13 protein-coding genes are annotated in these 17780 nt (G+C 42.8%); 11 read left to right on the top strand and 2 right to left on the bottom strand.

The features are described from left to right. The first annotated feature begins 54 nt into the window (after positions 1-54). The 8 genes from L0M98_RS21290 to L0M98_RS21255 all read left to right on the top strand — a co-directional run bounded on the left by L0M98_RS21290 (position 55) and on the right by L0M98_RS21255 (position 12444). Positions 55-297 (top strand): hypothetical protein, encoded by a 243-nt coding sequence (locus tag L0M98_RS21290; protein WP_227217731.1) that lies wholly within the window; start codon positions 55-57, stop codon positions 295-297. A gap of 119 nt (positions 298-416) precedes the next feature. Continuing rightward, a complete protein-coding gene (locus tag L0M98_RS21285; RefSeq protein ID WP_099291908.1) occupies positions 417-980 on the top strand; it encodes an RNA polymerase sigma-70 factor in 564 nt (187 codons plus the stop codon). Between the two features lie 120 nt (positions 981-1100). After that, the gene (locus tag L0M98_RS21280; protein WP_227217732.1) at positions 1101-2267 is read left to right on the top strand and encodes a FecR family protein; all 1167 of its coding nucleotides are present in this window, start codon (positions 1101-1103) and stop codon (positions 2265-2267) included. 168 nt (positions 2268-2435) lie between these two features. Then, a complete protein-coding gene (locus L0M98_RS21275) occupies positions 2436-6092 on the top strand; it encodes a SusC/RagA family TonB-linked outer membrane protein (RefSeq protein ID WP_227217733.1) in 3657 nt (1218 codons plus the stop codon). A gap of 10 nt (positions 6093-6102) precedes the next feature. Beyond that, positions 6103-7596 carry a RagB/SusD family nutrient uptake outer membrane protein gene (locus L0M98_RS21270; protein ID WP_227217734.1) on the top strand — a complete coding sequence of 498 codons (1494 nt, stop codon included), beginning with the start codon at positions 6103-6105 and terminating at the stop codon, positions 7594-7596. An 18-nt stretch (positions 7597-7614) separates the two neighbouring features. Beyond that, positions 7615-8568, top strand: coding sequence for a hypothetical protein (locus tag L0M98_RS21265; RefSeq protein ID WP_227217735.1), 954 nt, complete (start codon positions 7615-7617; stop codon positions 8566-8568). Positions 8569-8588: 20 nt separating this feature from the next. Continuing rightward, entirely contained in the window at positions 8589-9698 is a 1110-nt protein-coding gene (locus L0M98_RS21260; RefSeq protein WP_227217736.1) for a TlpA disulfide reductase family protein, read from the top strand. A gap of 82 nt (positions 9699-9780) precedes the next feature. After that, on the top strand, positions 9781-12444 hold the full coding sequence (locus L0M98_RS21255; RefSeq protein ID WP_227217737.1) for a zinc-dependent metalloprotease: 2664 nt from the start codon (positions 9781-9783) through the stop codon (positions 12442-12444). A gap of 70 nt (positions 12445-12514) precedes the next feature. On the opposite strand, the gene L0M98_RS21250 is transcribed toward L0M98_RS21255, so the two are convergent. Both L0M98_RS21250 and L0M98_RS21245 read right to left on the bottom strand, forming a co-directional pair. Then, positions 12515-14383: an ABC-F family ATP-binding cassette domain-containing protein gene (locus L0M98_RS21250; protein ID WP_227217738.1), complete on the bottom strand. Its 1869-nt coding sequence runs from the start codon at positions 14381-14383 to the stop codon at positions 12515-12517. Between the two features lie 51 nt (positions 14384-14434). Next, positions 14435-15151: a DNA alkylation repair protein gene (locus tag L0M98_RS21245; protein WP_227217739.1), complete on the bottom strand. Its 717-nt coding sequence runs from the start codon at positions 15149-15151 to the stop codon at positions 14435-14437. Positions 15152-15295: 144 nt separating this feature from the next. Between L0M98_RS21245 and L0M98_RS21240 the strand changes: the two genes are divergently transcribed. The 3 genes from L0M98_RS21240 to L0M98_RS21230 all read left to right on the top strand — a co-directional run bounded on the left by L0M98_RS21240 (position 15296) and on the right by L0M98_RS21230 (position 17775). Next, positions 15296-16066, top strand: a complete 771-nt coding sequence (locus L0M98_RS21240) for a ParA family protein (RefSeq protein WP_186978526.1) — start codon at positions 15296-15298, stop codon at positions 16064-16066. A 96-nt stretch (positions 16067-16162) separates the two neighbouring features. After that, positions 16163-17053 carry a ParB/RepB/Spo0J family partition protein gene (locus L0M98_RS21235; RefSeq protein ID WP_227217740.1) on the top strand — a complete coding sequence of 297 codons (891 nt, stop codon included), beginning with the start codon at positions 16163-16165 and terminating at the stop codon, positions 17051-17053. Between the two features lie 8 nt (positions 17054-17061). Continuing rightward, positions 17062-17775, top strand: coding sequence for a DUF5683 domain-containing protein (locus tag L0M98_RS21230; RefSeq protein ID WP_227217741.1), 714 nt, complete (start codon positions 17062-17064; stop codon positions 17773-17775). The last annotated feature ends 5 nt before the right edge of the window (positions 17776-17780 follow it).

The raw sequence follows: 17780 nt of genomic DNA, 5'->3' as shown, positions 1-17780 counted from the left end.
AACTTTTTTCTTTTCCTTTCGTTTCAATGCTATATAGATTAAAGATAAAGCATTATGGAAAAGAAAGAAAATAAGAAAGGTGCTTCCGGGAAAGAAGAGATAGATGTAAAAAGACATTTGACCCCGGAGGAGGATGAGAAATTACAGGAAGCGTATGTCGATGCTTTGGGTGAGATATTGGAAAACGATGATGACGACGCACGGGATAATCTGGCAAATTACATGGACGAAATCAAGGAGGAATCCGAAGCGTTGGGAACGGAGCCGGAGGATGATTTGGAGAAGAAAAAGAAATAAGAATCACGGGTGTTATACTCTCGGTAATGATCGGGAGGATGCTTTTTTTTAAGTTTCCCTTCAAAAAGATAGAATTATGTATTATTTTTGTACGGACTGATTCGGAATAAGTTGTTGGTATGTGTAATGTTGACGGTGAATTTATTCGGCAAATTAATGTGAAGCAAGTTTCGGCTTACCGGGAGTTGTTTAAACGATTCTACAGCTACATGGTGTTGTACGCGATGCGTCGAGTACAACAGAGGGAGGTTGCCGAAGATATCGTGCAGGAGGTTTTTATCGCTATATGGGAGGGGAGTAAGGTGTTTAATTCCTATCGTGGATTTCGGGCGTATTTGTATGATTTAGTAAATAACAAGTGTTTGGATTATTTGAAACACAAAGCAGTGGAGGAGCGGTATGTCGTTTACATGATGGAGAATCAACAAGAGGGGGAAGATGGTGAGTTCGGCTTGATGAGGGAGGAAATTTACCGGGAGTTGTATATAGCTGTTAGTGAGTTGCCTGAACGTTGTCGGGAGGTGTTCGAGTTGCATTTAAAAGGCAAAAAGAATGACGAGATTGCTGAGTTGTTGTCATTGTCTGTTCAAACCGTGAAAGCGCATAAAAGAAATGCGGTATGTTTTTTGAAGGAGCGTTTAGGGAATGTGTTTTTCTGGGTTCTGTTATTTAAGTTGATTTGATTTTTTTGTTTTTTTTCTTGCTTGAAATCAATTGGTTGATGTTTTTCCGGTAAAAAAAGTGATTTTTCTTTTACCTCTTTTGGGTACTCTTGTCGTATAGGGAGTAAAAAGAGATGTATAATGAATGTGTATAATGAAAATATTGTTCGATTGATCCGTCTTTACTTGGCAGGTTCGATTTCGGATGAGGAGAAGGCCGTGTTGGAATCGTGGGTGGAGGAACGGGAAGAAAATCGGTGTTTTTTCAAGGAGATGTTGCGGGATAATCGTTTTGCTTCGGAATTTCCGGAATTTCGTGATATTGATATGGAAAAAGGGTGGAGTTGTTTCTTGAATCGGACTCAAGCGAGAAAATCTAAGTTGTTTACACGTGTATTGAAGTATGTGGCGGCGGTGGTTATACCGGTTGCGATCGGGTTGGCGGTTTGGCTGGCGGGTAAAGATGTTACTTTGGATCCACAGCAGATTGGCGGGGTGATTTATCCCGGGATGAATAAGGCGACGTTGATTCTTTCCGATGGTGTGAAAGTGTCTTTGGGCAAGAGCGAAGAAAGCGAGATAAGGTTGGAAGAGGGGAGAAGGGTACGCAGGACGGATGGTGGTTTGGTGTACGAGGACGGCGGGGACGGGAAAAAAATTGGGTTGAAGTATAATACCTTGCAAATTCCCAAGGGCGGGGAGTTTCATTTAACTTTATCCGACGGGACCCGGGTTACGTTGAATTCAGCCACGGATTTGAGATACCCGGTGATATTTGACGAGAATGAACGTCGGGTTTTTCTTTCCGGGGAGGCTTATTTTGAGGTGGCAACGGATTCTACCCGCCCGTTTTACGTGATGACGGACGAGGTGCAGGTGCAAGTGTACGGGACTTCGTTTAACGTGAATACACGGCGACCGGAAGGGATTCAAACGGTTTTGGAAAGTGGAAAAGTCGGGATAAAGGCTATCCGTTCCGGGAATGAATGTGTTTTGAAGCCGGGAGAGCTTGTTTGTTTTGATCCGAAAGACGGTTCGATGGCGATTCGACAGGTAGATCCCCGGCAGTATTTGGCTTGGGTGAAAGGGGTTTTTGCTTTCGAGGATGAAACTTTGGAGAATATCATGACTACTCTTTCTTTGTGGTATGACGTGGAAGTATTCTATCAGACGGAATCCGTGAAGCAATTGCATTTTTCCGGGTACCTGGGAAGGTATAAAGAGATACAAAATATTTTTGATGTTATAACCGAGTCTACCGGTGTGTTGTTCTCGGTGAAGGGGCGTACAATAGTGATTTCACGATAATAAAAAACGGAAGGCGTTGGAAGCACCTCCCGTGTGTTTTAATCATCATTGAGCTTTATTGGCGTGAAGCTTATTGATAATTGTTAATTATTCAACTACAAATGTATGCAAAAAAATGGAAATTGTCCACCATTCTTACGGGGATGTGGACACAAATTTTGGAAAATTATGAGAGTGTTTCTCGTTTTAATGATTGGATTTACATTTTCTCTTTCGGCAAGTAGTTTTGCCCAACAGGAGAGAGTGAGTTTGGACATGAAAAATGTAACGGTGAAAATGTTGTTTGATGAGATTCAACGACAGACGGATTTACATTTTCTCTTTAATACGGAGCAGACAAATCAATTGGGGAAGTTATCAATCAAGGTGGAGAGTGAAACCGTGGAGAATGTGTTGAAGCGAATTTTTGAAGGGACGGATTTGGTCTACAATTTCAGGGGGAATATTATCGTGGTGAAGCGTGAGGTGAAAGTTGCGGATGATGAACAAAAGAAAAGTATCCGTATCGTGGGTAGGGTAACGGACGAGAAGAAACTTCCTCTTCCGGGTGTGACGGTGCTGGTGAAGGGTTTGACGCTCGGAACGGTGACGAACGTGGAGGGACGGTATGTCTTGAATTTGCCGGCGATGGAAAAGTTTACCTTGTTGTTTTCTTTCGTGGGAATGGAGAATCGTGAAGTCGTTTACACGGGTAAGGACACGATTAACGTGGTGATGAAGGAATCGGAGGTAGCCTTGGATGAGGTGGTTGTCGTGAGTACGGGGTATCAGACGATTGACAAGCGAAAACTGACAAGTGCCGTGACTTCGATCAAGGCGGAGGATATTATCGTGCCGGGATTGAATAGTATCGACCAGATGTTGGAAGGGCATGTGCCGGGAATGATTTTTATGCAGAATTCGGGACAAGTGGGTGCTGTTCCACGTTTGAGAATCCGGGGAACTTCTACTATTTTAGGGAATCAGGAACCTGTTTGGGTGGTGGATGGAATTATTCAACAGGATCCGGTGGATATTGATCCCTCGCAGATTAATGACTTGGATTTCGTGAATCTGTTGGGCAACGCGATTTCCGGATTGAACCCGGAAGATATCGAGCAGATAGATGTTTTGAAGGATGCTTCGGCTACCGCTATTTACGGTGCTCGTGCGGCAAACGGTGTTATAGTGATCACGACTAAAAAGGGTAAGGAAGGTCCCCCGGCGATTAATTATTCGGTAGCGGGAACTTTTACGCGTCGTCCGCATTATGGGGATAAAAGCGTGAATATGATGAATTCGAGGGAGAGAATCGCTTTGTCTAGGGAGTTGGTAGAGAAAGGAATTACATATAATACGATTGATTCGTGGGTAGGATACGAGGGGGCTTTGCGTGATTACTGGAATGACCGGATTGATTTCAATCAGTTCCAAAAGGAGGTCGGCAGATACGAGTCGATGAACACGGATTGGTTGGATTTGCTGTTGCAGAATTCTTGGTCCCACAGGCATACCTTGGGTATTTCTGGGGGCTCGTCCTCGTTAAAATATTACGCTTCTTTGGGTTATAATGATAGCCAAGGAACGACGAAAGGGGAAGGAATGAAAAATTACACGACAAGCGTGAATCTGACGGCTAATTTGAATAACGTGACTTTGCGTTTTGGTATGAATGGAAATGTGTCCGACCGCTCTTATACTCCTTCCGAGGTGAATGTGTTGGGATATGCTTATAACACGAGCCGGGCTCTTCCCGCTTTTAATGAAGATGGAAGTTTGTGGTATTATAAACGGAGAGGTAATAGCGCGGGAAGTTCTATTGATTGGTGCCCGTATAGCATTATTAATGAAATGAATAATAGTTCGTATGATTCGAATACCAAAAGTATGAGCGTGAACGCGACGGTTGATTGGCGTATGATTGAACCGTTGAAATTGGGTTTGACTTTCGCGTATTCAACTTCTTCAACGGACGTGGATACTTGGTATGGGCAAGAATCTTTTTACGTGAGGAAGTTAAGACGTACAGATAGTTTACTTAAAGATCCCGATAAGGATGAGGACCGGGTGAACGAGTGTCCGGTGGGAGGTGAATTGAGAAAAGAGAATACCGATAACGAGGCTTGGACTTTGCGTGCCCAGTTGGATTTCAATAAGTATTTGGATACGGAGAGTAACCATCAGATTGTGGCAACTTTAGGTGCGGAGGCTTCTTCAAGCCATTACACGGGTTCTAGTAAAACGTACCGGGGGTATATCCCGGAGCGAGGATTGTTGGTCGCGGAAATTGATTTGGTTTATTATCAGGCGTTTCGTAAATGGACTCAATCCAGCGAGGCAAGAGGGGTATTTTCTGATTCCAAAACGAATTTGATTTCCGGCTACGCTTCATTGTCATATGATTACAAGAGTTTGTATATGTTTAACGCGAATATGCGTTTTGATACTTCTAATAAATTTGGAACGAAGGCGAATGATAAAATTACTCCTATATGGTCGGTATCCGGACGTTGGAATATTAAGGATGATTTGTTCAAGGAGGTAAATTGGCTGGGGAGCTTATCTTTACGCGCTTCTTTTGGCTATCAAGGAAATATGTTAGAGTCCGAAAGTTCGAAGTTGGTTATACGCAAGGGGGACATGAATTCTACTTTGGGAGAGTACGCTTCTTATGTTTATCGTTTTCCGAATCCCATGTTGAAATGGGAGAAAACGGCTTCAACTAATGTCCAGTTAGATTTTGATTTGTTCAAAGGAAGGTTTTCCGCCAGCGTTAGTTATTATTATAAAAAGACGAATGACACGTTCTTGACGAAAACAATTTCACGTGTAAACGGGCGGGAAGATTACGTGTTGAATAAGGGTACATTGGAAAATAAAGGATTCGAGTTTTCGTTGCGAGTTATTCCCGTGAACACGTTCTCGGCGGAGAATCCTAACGGTTTCCGGTGGATTTTCGATCCTCAATTGGGACAGGTGTTGAATCAGTTGACGAAGGGGCGAAAGGTGAAAGATAAATCTATGCATGACCGGTATACTTATGCGAATTATTTGAACGGTACAGCCCAGATCGTGGGACGTCCCTTGAATACTTTCTATTCGTATAAGTTTAAAGGATTGGATCCCGCGGACGGGTGTCCGATGTTTTACGATGTAGATCGGTATGATTATGATGACGAGGGAAACGTTGTATTGGATAGAGAGGCTTTGTATGATTCGATGGAGCGTGATGAGGTGTTTACCACGGTATTAGAGCATTCCGGAACACGCGTACCTGTTATTCAGGGAGGGTTGAACAATAGTTTTACCTATCGCCGATTTACTTTATCGTTTAATCTGGCTTATAGTTTGGGTTCTAAAGTCCGCCTGTTAAAGATGTATCCGGATTTGGAAAGTACATACGGAACGATAGCTCCCCAGCCGGCAGCGAATGCGAGGAAAGAGTTTATGAATCGTTGGAGATATCCCGGTGATGAACGTAATACAACGATTCCGGGTATTGTTTCCGGTGAAAGGTTTGGACAGACGATGGGAATGTGGTGCGTGGAAAAACCTTATAATTTCGGTAAGAATCTTTGGAATATGTGGGATAATTCCAATATACGGGTGGTCAGCGGTGATTATCTCAAGATGCAATCTTTGTCATTACGTTATAATGTACCGGAGGCTTTTGCGAGGAAAATGTATATGAAGTCGGCGTATATCGGTTTTTCTTGCACGAACTTGTTTATGATTTGTGATAAAAAGTTGAAAGGACAGGATCCTGCTGTTCAATCGGGGTCTGCTCCGTCGATTAATATGTCGCTTTGTCCGACTTTTTCAATGAATTTAAATGTAACATTCTAAATCATAGCGTATGAAAAAGATAATAAATATATTCGGTATTCTGTGGAGCGTGTTGTTGGTGTCTTGTGGGGATTTTTTGGAAGAGTATCCTAGAGATTTATTATACGTGAATTCGATCTCGGATTTAAGCGAACTGCTGGTGGGGGACGGGTACATGATTTCTCGGGAAACCAGTGATAGTGATGACGAGGGGGAAACGACGATAGCTTCGTGGATTCATTTGATGGATGATGATGTGCAGTTGTCATCAAAACCCAATTACTGGGACAAATTGGGGTCCCCGGTTTATATCGGGTATTACGAGTGGTTGAAGTTGCCGAGTACGGATGAGAACGGAACCGTCAAGCATGATTACGTGTGGAGTGGTTTGTACGAGCATATAGCTTCTTTGAACGTGATATTGGATGAGGTGGAAGCGTTTCGGGATGCGGGGGCGGATTACCATAGAATTAAAGGTGAAGCTTTGTTCCTGAGAGCCACGTACTATTTTTGGCTGGTTAATTTATATGCAAAACCTTATGCTGCGGGAACTGCTGCCACGGATTTAGGAGTTCCGATTAAAGTGAGGTCGGAAGTGGAAGATAAGGATTTTGTCCGGGATCCGGTGGCAGATGTTTATAACTTGATCGTGGAGGATTTATTGAAAGCTATTTCGGATTTGAAAGGCATTGTTCAAGCTTCGGTTTATCGAGCTAATGAAACGGCGGCAAGGGCTTTGTTGAGCCGGGTGTATCTTTACATGGGTGAATGGGAAAAGTGCGATAGTCAATGCGATACGATTATGCAGGCTACTTATCGTTTGCAGGATTTGAATACATTGAAGTCGGGTACCAGTATACTTTCTTCGAAGTCTACGGAAACGATTTTTTCTCAAGGAGAATATCGTCTTAATGCGATGGTGGGGTATAAAACGAAGACTACTTACGCGATATCTGAAGATCTGAAGGCTGCTTTTTATAATCAAGCAAATGACCAACGATATAAATTGGGGATTACGATTTATTCTTATGGAAATTATCCTTCTAAATTTAAGAAATGGTCAAATGGAGGAGTGTCTGATTGTAACTTGATTCGGTATGCGGAGATTTATTTGAATAAGGCAGAGGCATTAGCGATGCAGGACAAGGAGGAGGGCGCTAAAAACGTTATGAATTCTTTTCTTGCTACTCGTTATTGCGCGGAAGGCGTGCCGGATATTGAAACCAAAACGGGGAAAGATTTAGTGGATTTTATTCGGAATGAACGTCGTTTGGAATTGTGCTTCGAGGGACATCGTTGGTTTGATTTGCGCCGGTATTCCGTGAGTCCTAAATACCCGGATGTAAAGTCAATAAGGCATGAGGTACGTGTTCAAAGTACGGGAGTGGCGTGTGGGTATTACGAGTTACCGGCTTATCCTGACGGCGGGTGGGTTTTGCCAATCCCTACTTATGAATTGCAATTCACGGATGGAAATATGGTTAATAATGAGCGGCCCGCTCCCGAGTATGTGGAATATGAATAGTAATCGAAAAAGTGATTGATGATGAAAAATTTAATTGGAATATTGTTGTTGTCATTGTTTGCTTTGGCAAGTTGTCATGATGATGAGAACGGTACGTTATCTCCGTCAAACGTGGATGTGGATTGGTACGTGATAAAGGATAATCCCAATGATGAATTGGATCATTTGATTTATGAAATTTATAGTAAATATAAAGTGCCTGTTTATTATAATGATACGATCGGGAGGGAGTATCGAGGATTAGACGCGAACGGGGATTCGATTATTTATTATAAAACGTTGATGTTAGGATATTCTATAGAGCAGAACGTGACAAGTATGAAGTACACGCTTTCGGAGCAGCGTCAGGATATTCTGGAAGGGGTAAAATTCTTGGAAGAGTATGTTATTCCTTTTCAGCAAAAGGGTATGAAGCCTAGATGTTTTTTGCTTGTTGAAGACTTGATATTTAGTAGCGATCAAATCGATCTTTATTATGGAATGTCGGGAGCGGTTGTTTCTCGTGTAGCAGAATTGAAAGAAATGACACGGGAAGATAAAGAAGCGTTTGGTTTGAGGATTAGGGGCTCTGAATGGGCGCATGCTTTAGTGAATAATTATTCGAAAGAGTTAGAGTATTTTTATGGACTCTCGAGTGTTGTTGGTGAAGACGGTAAGGTTACTGATATGCATTTGCAGGATGTTCAACAGTCTTCTTCTTCTTTGTTTCCATGGAAAGATAAGAAGTATTATGGATTCTTGAGTGTTGATGAAGAGGGTGAGAAATATGTTATGTTTCAAGGTTTTGTAAAATACTATAGATGTCCGACGGAAAATGCGGATCTTCTTGATTTTGTTATGGAAGTTTTGAAGGATGATTGGGATGTTTTTCAGGCGGAATATAGTGATTGTCCTATTATATTGGATAAGTATGAATATCTGAAAAAGTTGATGGAATCAGTTCGGGATGAGCTGGTTGAGAAGAATAACTAGGAGGAGAAGTTAGAATGAAAATGAGAGTACTGATTTTATTCGTGTTCTTGTGGGGTATCGTTTGTTGTTCGTCTCCATCCGGAATGTCTTTCAGGTTGAAAGTAAATGTGCAGGATCAGGATACAGGACAAATTGCTTTGTATTCTACCGGAGAGAATCTTAAGTTGCTATGTTCGGGGGAATTGAAAAACGGGGAGTATATTTTCAAGGGAATACTTGAAGAACCCGGGTTATATAGATTGAAGTTTAACGAACGGCAAGCAGATTTGTATTTAGACGGGGAGGAAATGAGTATTACGGTTTCCTCACGACGAGGGATATGCGCGGATAGTTTAAAAGGGTCGTACGCTAACGAGATAAGAAAAAAGTGTGGAGAAACATTTGATGAACTTTACACGAAAGTGGTGGATGAGAATGCTTCCGGGTTAAGTATTTTTCAGGCTTCAACGAGAAATGATCAAGTGTTGTTTGATAGTTTGATGTCTGAAAGGTTGTGGTTTGATGATTTACGTTTTTCTATTGCTCGTGATTTGGTGAAAAAGTATTCCGATAACGTGTATGCCGCTTATTTAGCCTGCGAAGAAATGAAGTCGCATTACGAGTGGGGAAAAGAGATGTATGATTTGCTATCGCCGGAAATACAGCAGTCGAGTATCGGGAAAGCTTTAAAAGATAAATTGGAAAGAGTTTTCGTGAGTGCAATCGGTCAAGATTTCCCGGATTATCTTTTGGAGAATGAAGCGGGTGATACTATTCGGCTGGATTCTTTGAAAGGATATATTACGGTTATTGATTGTTGGGCATCGTGGTGTGGACCTTGCCGGAGTGAGATGAAAAGTTTGCGGCGATTGTATAAAGATTTCGCTCATATGGGGTTACGTGTCGTGAGTATTTCCATGGATGATTCTAGAGAGAAATGGTTGAAAGCCTGTCGGGAAGAACAGCTCCCGTGGAAGAGTTACCGGAATCCGTGCGGTTATAAAAAAGATGGTATCTGTACAGATTTGGGAATTGAGGGGATACCTTATCTGGTGGTTCTGGACAGAGAGGGTAAGTTCGCGGCTAAAGAATTGCATCGAAATGTGTTGCGTAAGAAAGTGCAAGAGTTGTTGAATGCTGAATCTGAATAGAAGCGATGATTGTTTATAGCGTCTTGAAGTATGGAAGTTTGTATTTTATGTAATCATAATGTTTAATTTAAAATTATTAAAAATGAGAAGATTGTCTTCATTTTTATTGTTGTTGACCTTGCTTGTTCCCGTTGCAGGAGAGAGTTACGCGGGGGGATTGTTCAAAAAGAAGAAGAAAAAAGTGACAACTGAAGAGGTGAAAGAGCCTGTTAAAAAGAAAAAAAGCAAATACGAGAAGTTGGTTCAAACTCCGGGGATCGTTACTGCGAAGGGGGATTTCTTGACCATTCATAAAGTAGGCCAGAAGGTTTATTTGGAATACCCGTTGAAGTACATGGGGCGTGATATATTAGTGGGAGGAACTTTATCTGCCACTTCTGAACCTTTGTTGCTTAACGTGGGGTATAAATACAGTGCTCCTGTGCTTTATCGCGTGGTTAAGAAAGATTCGTCTATCGTGTTCAACAAACCTAATTTGGCCGCCACGATGGGAGAGAATAAAGAGTGGGTGAAGAAAGCCATGGAGAAAAGTTATATCGATATTCCGGCAAAATCGTTCACCGTTCACTCGTATAATGCGGATAGTTCTGCCGTGGTGATTGAAGTGACGTCATTTATAAAAGATAACAAGGCTCTTGCCCCAAAAGTTAGCGGCGGATTGCTCACTTCTTCCCCTGTTTCAAGTAAATTTACTTTTGAAGGCGTGAAAGCGTTTGAAGATAACGCATCGTTGGAAGTGGCTCAGCCTGTGGAGGCTCAATATATGACGTTGTTCGGATCTATACCTTTAGGACAGGTGTCGACTCGTTCCGTGATTACTTTTCTTTTGTTGCCGGATTCTAAAATGCGCCCTCGTGTGCAGGATTCCCGTGTTGGAATTTTTTACTCGTTGAATTCGGCGAGCGCAAGAATGCAGTTCCCTATCCGGAAGATATCCCAAGAAAAAGACGGTTTCGATACTTATGTTTTGGCTAATCGCTGGAGGGTAGAACCGAAAGACATGGAAGCGTGGAAGCGCGGAGAGCTTGTAGAACCCGTGAAACCGATCGTGTGGTACGTGGATGACGCATTCCCGGACGAGTGGAGAGGTCCGATTAAAGCGGCTGTTTTGAATTGGAATAAAGCTTTCGAGAAAATCGGCTTCAAGAACGTGATGGTGGCAAAGGATTTCCCGAAGGATGACCCGAATTTTGATCCCGATAACTTGAAATATTCTTGTATCCGTTATTGTCCTAACGCGGAGGCAAATGCCATGGGACCGTCTTGGGTGGACCCGACTACCGGGGAGATTATTAACGCTTCGGTGATTGTTTATAATAATGTTGTTCAGTTGATTAATAACTGGCGTTTCGTTCAGACGGCACAAGTAGATCCTCGTGTGCGTGCCGTTAAGATGCCGAAAGATGTTTTTGATGAATCGCTCACGTATGTTATCACGCACGAGATAGGTCATACCTTAGGTATGTTGCATAACATGTCTGCTTCGGCTTCCGTTCCGGTGGATTCTTTGCGTTCCGTTTCTTTCACTCAAAAATACGGGACTACTCCTTCTATCATGGACTACGCTCGTTTCAATTATGTAGCGCAACCGGGAGATAAAGGGGTGAAGTTGACTCCTCCCGATCTTGGCGTGTATGATTATTACGTGATTAAATGGTTGTATTCTCCTGTTCCGGAAGCCAAGGATATGTGGGAGGAATCTAAAATCGCCGAGAAATGGATTGACGAGAAAGCCGGAGATCCTCGCTATCGTTACGGGCGTCAACAGTTGGCTTTCCGTATAGACCCGAGTGCGTTGGAGGAAGATTTAGGTGATGATCCCGTAAAGGCAGGAACCTACGGGATAAAGAACTTGAAGTATATCTTGAACCACTTGAACGAGTGGATTTCAGATGACCCGGATTTCTCTCACCGGATGCAACTTTATTCTGGAATTCAAGAGCAATACATGCGTTACTTGTTGAACGCGTTGTATCAGGTAGGTGGTATTTACTTGTCGCAAGTGAAAGACGGAACAGCCGGTGAAGCCGTGAAATCGGTAGCACGCGCAAAACAAAAAGAAGCGTTGGCATGGGTGTTGAAAGAGTTGAGAAACAGCTCGTGGATCGATCGTCCGGAATTGATTAATAAAACAAAGTTAGCCGTGTACCCGTCTGCAAAGATTATTGCTGCCGTGAGCAAGGTGATTGAAAGCAAAAGGGCGATGGTTCTTCTCTCTTCTCATGTTTCACAAGATAAGAATCTTTACACGATTGGCGATTATTACGATGATTTGTATGCCGGTGTTTTCGCTCCGACTATACAAGGAAAGAAATTGAATCAAGAGGAAAAATTGTTGCAGAAGAATATTTTTAATAGAATGGGTGTTACCTGCACTGACTATATTAAGAATACGCGGGCAATTAAAAGTTTACATCCTTCTTTAGAGGAGATGATGGCATACAATTTATTCTCCAAAAGTTTCATGGATGAGATGTATCGTCATTTACAGGAAATGGAACAAGAGAGTGGATTGGGAACTGTAGCTAGGCAATTGTTACCTGTTCAGTTCGGGCAGGCTGCCAGTCCTTTCCAGGAAGAGGTGGAAATAGGTGTGATTGATGAAACTTTCGGTTACAATCAAGCGATGTTGAAGCGGGTAGTTACTTTATTGAAGAGTAAAGTGGGGGCTGCTAATCGCGATGATAGAGTACACTATGAAAGTTTGATATCTATGGCGGAGGCTGTTAAGCAAGTTAGTAAATAGTTTTAATCATGGAAACAAAAAGGCTGTTCATTTTATTTTGAACAGCCTTTTTTAGCTATTGGGAAAACATTTACGATTCAATTTCGCTCAATTCCAGCCAGCGCATTTCTTTTTCGTCAAGAATATCAATAATTTCGGCGATGCGTTGGGAGGATTTGACCAGTTCATCCGCACCTAACGTACCGGAATTTAAAGCATCTTCCAATTTGGATTTCTCGACGTTCAGGTTTTCCATATCGGTTTCCAGTTGTTGCATTTCTTGCCTTTCCTTGAAGGTCAGTTTACGTACTTTTTCTTTTTCCCGGACGGGCTTGGGGGCGGCGGGGATTTTCTTTTCGGCTTGTTTGCGAAGGAGTTCTTCTTCTTCTTTTTTGTTTTTATATTGGGTATAATTCCCGGGGAAGTCTTTCACGATACCGTCACCCTCGAAAGCGAATACCCGGTCAACCACTTTGTCGGTAAAGAATCGGTCGTGCGACACGATGATTAGGCAGCCTTGGAATGATTGCAAATATTCTTCCAACACGTTCAAGGTCATGATGTCGAGGTCGTTGGTAGGTTCGTCCAGAATCAAGAAGTTCGGGTTACTCATAAGCACGGTCAAAAGGTATAACCGCCTGCGTTCACCCCCGCTGAGCTTGGCAACGAGTGAATATTGCAGTTTGTCCGGGAACAGGAAATATTCGAGGAATTGGGAGGCTGACATGATACGTCCGTTGCCGAGGTCAATTTTCTCGGATATGTTTTTGACGATGTCAATAGGGCGATCGTCTTCTTTAAAGGTAATACCCGCTTGTTTGTAATACCCGTAGACCACGGTTTCCCCGATCTCGATGGTTCCGCTGTCCGGTTCTATCTGGCGGGTTATGATGTCGAGGAACGTGGATTTCCCGACGCCGTTTCTACCGATAATACCGATTTTTTCGCCCCGCACGAATTTGTACGTGAAATCTTTCAGTACGCTCAGGTTCCCGTAGCTTTTATTGACGTGTTCCAGTTCCAGAATTTTCTTGCCTAGCCGTTGCCCCTTGATGTCCAGTTCCAATTGCTGTTCGGAGATGTTCTGCGAGGCGACTTCTTTGATTTTATAGAAATTGTCGATTCTGTATTTTGCCTTGTGGCTTCTTGCTTGCGGCATACGGCGCATCCATTCCTGTTCGGTTCGCAGAAGGTTCTTGGCTTTGTCGATTGATGCATTGCGGGCTTCAATGCGTTCTTCTCTTTTTTCGAGGTAGTACGAGTAGTTGCCGTCATACGAGAAGATACCGAAATCATCAATCTCGACAATTTTGTCACACACTCTATCCAGAAAATAACGGTCGTGCGTTACCATGAGAAGGGTGGCTTTGGTTTTATCCAGATAGTCTTCCAACCATTCAGTCATCTCCACGTCCAGATGGTTGGTAGGCTCGTCCAGAATCAAGAAGTCCGGGTTGCTTATCAGTACTTTTGCCAGACCGACTCTTTTCTTTTGTCCGCCGGAAAGTTCCTTGATGCGTTGGGTGTATTTGTCAACTTTTAATTCCGATAATATTTGTTTGATCTGGGAGTCATAATCCCATGCCTGTAAAGCATCCATTTGTGGAATTAATTCTTCCAGTGTTGACGTGTCGTTATCTTTTACAGCTTGTTCGTATGCTTTGATCAGTTTTAGCGTGGGATTTTCCGTGTTGAAAACTTCCTCGAAAACATAATTCTCGGGATTTAATTCGGGATCTTGCTCCAAGAATCCGAGTGAAACATCATTTCTAAAAATAACCGTACCCGTGTCCGGGGTTTCCTGACCGAAGATGATGCGTAACAAGGTGGATTTACCCATACCGTTTTTAGCGATTAGGGCAACTTTTTGATTTTGGGCAATACTAAACGTTATATTTTCAAATAATAGATGTTCTCCGAAACGTTTACTCAGACTATCAACTTGTAAAAAACTAACCATGAATTAATTTTAGATTTAATGATTTTAGATTTAAGATTGAAAATGAGATTGTCATTTGTATTCCCCTAGGAGAAAGGCTTTGCGCTTGGGGGCTTCAAAGCGTTCGATGGCGTAGCGCAACATGGTGCGGGGCATCCTCTTGTAGCGGGGGATAAGGTAATCCGTCAATAGTTGTTCGTTTTCCTTGCCTGTTTCCCGTAATATCCACCCGACCGCCTTGTGAATGAGAACGTGAGAATGGTGTTGGAGAATGTCGGCGATAGCCAGTGCGTCTTTGAATTCACCGTGTTTCACGAAGTGCATGCATGATATCATGGCAATGCGTTGTTTCCAGAGGTGGTCGGTGTGCGCCCAATCGTACAGGAGCTGTTTGTCTTTGTTGTGCAGCCAGTGTCCCAATATTTTGTAACAACTCAAATCAACGAGGTCCCAGTTGTTGATGGCATCGATTTGGCTTAAATAGAAGTCGACGCACGCTTTTCTGGATGCATCGTCTTTATGTTTCGCGTAATAATAAGTCAATATCAGGAGAGCTGCCAAACGATACTCGTGCACGGGAGATGCCAGTAGTTCCCGGAGTGTATCGTGATCGGTATCCATGTACTTTTTCGCCACGATGCGGACGTTGGGCACGACAACCCCGATAAATTGATCGCCTTCCCCGTATTGCCCTTTTCCCGTTTTGAAGAAACGAGGCAGGAAAGTTGCTTTCTCTTCATCCCGGTATTTATTTATTTCATTTATAATTTCTTCCGTGGTATTTCTCATTTTCCCTCTTCGTCTTTAATTCTCGGGGTAAAGGTAATTAATGTTAGTAAAAAAGCGCCCGTTGTTATTAAAAAAATGACGAAAAAAGGGGTGTGTATTCTTTTTAATTGTATTTTTACCACATAATCGTAAAAAGTGAATTTTATGTCCAAAATAATAGCTATCGCGAATCAAAAAGGAGGGGTGGGAAAGACAACGACGTCTGTGAATCTGGCAGCTAGTTTGGCTGTCTTGGAGCAGAAAGTTTTGTTGGTAGATGCAGACCCTCAAGGAAACGCGACAACGGGTGTTGGGTATGATTTGAAAGAACTGAAGGCGACCATTTACGAGTGTCTGGTTGACGGGTTGGACCCGAAGGAAGCCGTTCTAAAAACAGATATCGAGAATTTATTTTTATTACCGTCAAATATTGATTTGGTCGGAGCCGAGTTGGAGATGCTGAATTTTGACGAGAAAGAGAGCGTTATGGCGAAGATGCTTGCCGGGATAAAAGATCAGTATGATTATATATTAATAGACTGTTCTCCTTCCTTGGGGTTGTTGACTGTCAATTCTTTAGCGGCGGCTAATTCCGTGATGATTCCGGTGCAATGTCAATATTTCGCGTTGGAAGGGTTGGGTAAATTGTTGAACACGATCAAGATTATCCAGAAACGTTTGAACACGGCTTTGGAAATCGAGGGATTCGTGCTGACCATGTATGACGGTCGCGTGCGCTTGTCCAATCAAGTGGTGGCAGAGGTAAGAAAGCATTTTGAAGATATGGTGTTCGAGACCTTGATTCAACAGAACGTGAAGCTTGCCGAGGCCCCGAGTTACGGGCAGCCTGTTATTCTGTACGATGCAGAATGCCGCGGGTCGGTAAATTACCTGAGTTTGGCAAACGAGTTACTGGAAAAGAATAAAAAAAACTAAGAGATTGATGATTTATGATTTGCGATTTATGATTGAAAATGCGAGATAATGAATGAATCTGAAATCATAAATCATAAATCTAAAATTATAAAGGTTATGGCGAAAAAGAGTGCATTAGGTAAGGGATTGGGTGCGTTGTTGCAGGATGCTGCCGAGGAGTCTAAGCCGAGGGGCGGTTCTTCTGCTTTACAGGAAGAGTTGAGACTGAGTGATATCCGTCCGAACCCGAACCAGCCGAGAACTATTTTTGATGAAGAGGCTTTACAGGAGCTTGCCGCTTCTATAAAAGCTATCGGCATCGTGCAACCGATCACCGTGAGAGAGGTCGAGGAAGGGAAATATGAAATTGTTGCCGGAGAACGTCGTTTCCGGGCTTCCAAATTAGCGGGATTGGAAACTATCCCCGCGTATATCCGGAAAGTGGAAGAGGAGTCTATGTTGGAATTGGCGTTGATAGAGAATATCCAACGCGAGGACTTGAACGCTATCGAGATAGCTATTTCATACCAGCGTTTGATTGACGAGTGCAATTTGACACAAGACGCCTTGAGCGAGCGCGTGGGTAAAAAGAGAACTACAATTTCCAATTACTTGCGTTTGTTGAGACTTCCTGCCCCGATACAGTTGGCTATTAAAGACCGGAAGATCAGTATGGGGCATGCCCGTGCCATTATTAATATCGAGGACCCGGAAACGCAAAATATGATTTTCGAGCAAATCCTGAAATATGATTTTTCTGTCCGGAAGGTGGAAGAGATTGTGCGGGAACTGATGCAACCGGAGGAAGCGAAAGAGAAAAAGGTTGAACGGAAGCGTGAACCGATAGGCGACTATATGGCGTTGCAATCTCATTTGGCACGTTATTTTGACACGAAGGTGGATTTGAAACGTAACGAGAAAGGGCGGGGAAAAATAGTTATATCTTTTAAGTCCGACAGCGAACTGGAACGTATCGTGGAGTTACTGGATAAGATGGATAAGAAATAGAATTTGTAGTGAGAAGGATTTTAAAGAACATAGTTTTGATCATCCCGGTTTTGCTGATTGGTACGGGAATAAAAGCGTCGGAGTATTATCGCGTGGAGTTGCCTGCTACTTCGCGAGATACGATTATTCAGACGGATTCTTTATCATTCGAGGGAACGGAGATTTTAAAATCCTCGTTGAAGGAAGATAAGAAGCCACATTCTCCCAAGAAGGCAACCATTATGGCAATGATACTCCCGGGTTCGGCTCAGGTGTATAACGGTCAGTGGTGGAAAGTGCCAATCTTGTACGGGGGGATTGGGGCTACTGTTTACGGTTTGTCGTGGAACATGAAGTATTTTAAAAAATACCGGAATGCTTTCGTGGATTATACGGATTACTTGAATGCTTTGGAGAAAGATCCTGAAACACCCTATCCGGCGAACGCCAGTTGGGATAAATTAATGAGGCCCGGTAGCACGGCAGAGGCATTTAATTCCAGTCAGCGGAAGCGTTTGCAGGAACAGTTGAAAACGAAGAAAGATAATTATAAACGAAATCGGGATTTGCTATATATCGTTTCGGGAGGTATATATCTGATTCAGATTATTGATGCGACGGTATTTGCGCATTTTTATGATTTCGAGGTAAATGATGATATATCTTTTAATATCCGACCTTCTACCGGATTCTCGCCTGTCAGCGGGGGTACCGTGGGATTAACACTAACATTTAATTTTTAAAGGAA

The organism is Butyricimonas sp. DFI.6.44, assembly GCF_022132345.1.
GTDB lineage: Bacteria > Bacteroidota > Bacteroidia > Bacteroidales > Marinifilaceae > Butyricimonas > Butyricimonas muris.
The sequence above is the reverse complement of the archived record's forward strand: the minus strand, read 5'-3'. Positions and strand labels throughout refer to the sequence as shown.

Coding starts and splice junctions, on each gene's coding strand:
- L0M98_RS21280 (WP_227217732.1), top strand. CDS start 1,101: ATGAATGTGTATAATGAAAATATTGTTCGATTGATCCGTCTTTACTTG.
- L0M98_RS21275 (WP_227217733.1), top strand. CDS start 2,436: ATGAGAGTGTTTCTCGTTTTAATGATTGGATTTACATTTTCTCTTTCG.
- L0M98_RS21285 (WP_099291908.1), top strand. CDS start 417: ATGTGTAATGTTGACGGTGAATTTATTCGGCAAATTAATGTGAAGCAA.
- L0M98_RS21255 (WP_227217737.1), top strand. CDS start 9,781: ATGAGAAGATTGTCTTCATTTTTATTGTTGTTGACCTTGCTTGTTCCC.
- L0M98_RS21270 (WP_227217734.1), top strand. CDS start 6,103: ATGAAAAAGATAATAAATATATTCGGTATTCTGTGGAGCGTGTTGTTG.
- L0M98_RS21290 (WP_227217731.1), top strand. CDS start 55: ATGGAAAAGAAAGAAAATAAGAAAGGTGCTTCCGGGAAAGAAGAGATA.
- L0M98_RS21245 (WP_227217739.1), bottom strand. CDS start 15,151: ATGAGAAATACCACGGAAGAAATTATAAATGAAATAAATAAATACCGG.
- L0M98_RS21260 (WP_227217736.1), top strand. CDS start 8,589: ATGAGAGTACTGATTTTATTCGTGTTCTTGTGGGGTATCGTTTGTTGT.
- L0M98_RS21265 (WP_227217735.1), top strand. CDS start 7,615: ATGATGAAAAATTTAATTGGAATATTGTTGTTGTCATTGTTTGCTTTG.
- L0M98_RS21235 (WP_227217740.1), top strand. CDS start 16,163: ATGGCGAAAAAGAGTGCATTAGGTAAGGGATTGGGTGCGTTGTTGCAG.
- L0M98_RS21250 (WP_227217738.1), bottom strand. CDS start 14,383: ATGGTTAGTTTTTTACAAGTTGATAGTCTGAGTAAACGTTTCGGAGAA.
- L0M98_RS21240 (WP_186978526.1), top strand. CDS start 15,296: ATGTCCAAAATAATAGCTATCGCGAATCAAAAAGGAGGGGTGGGAAAG.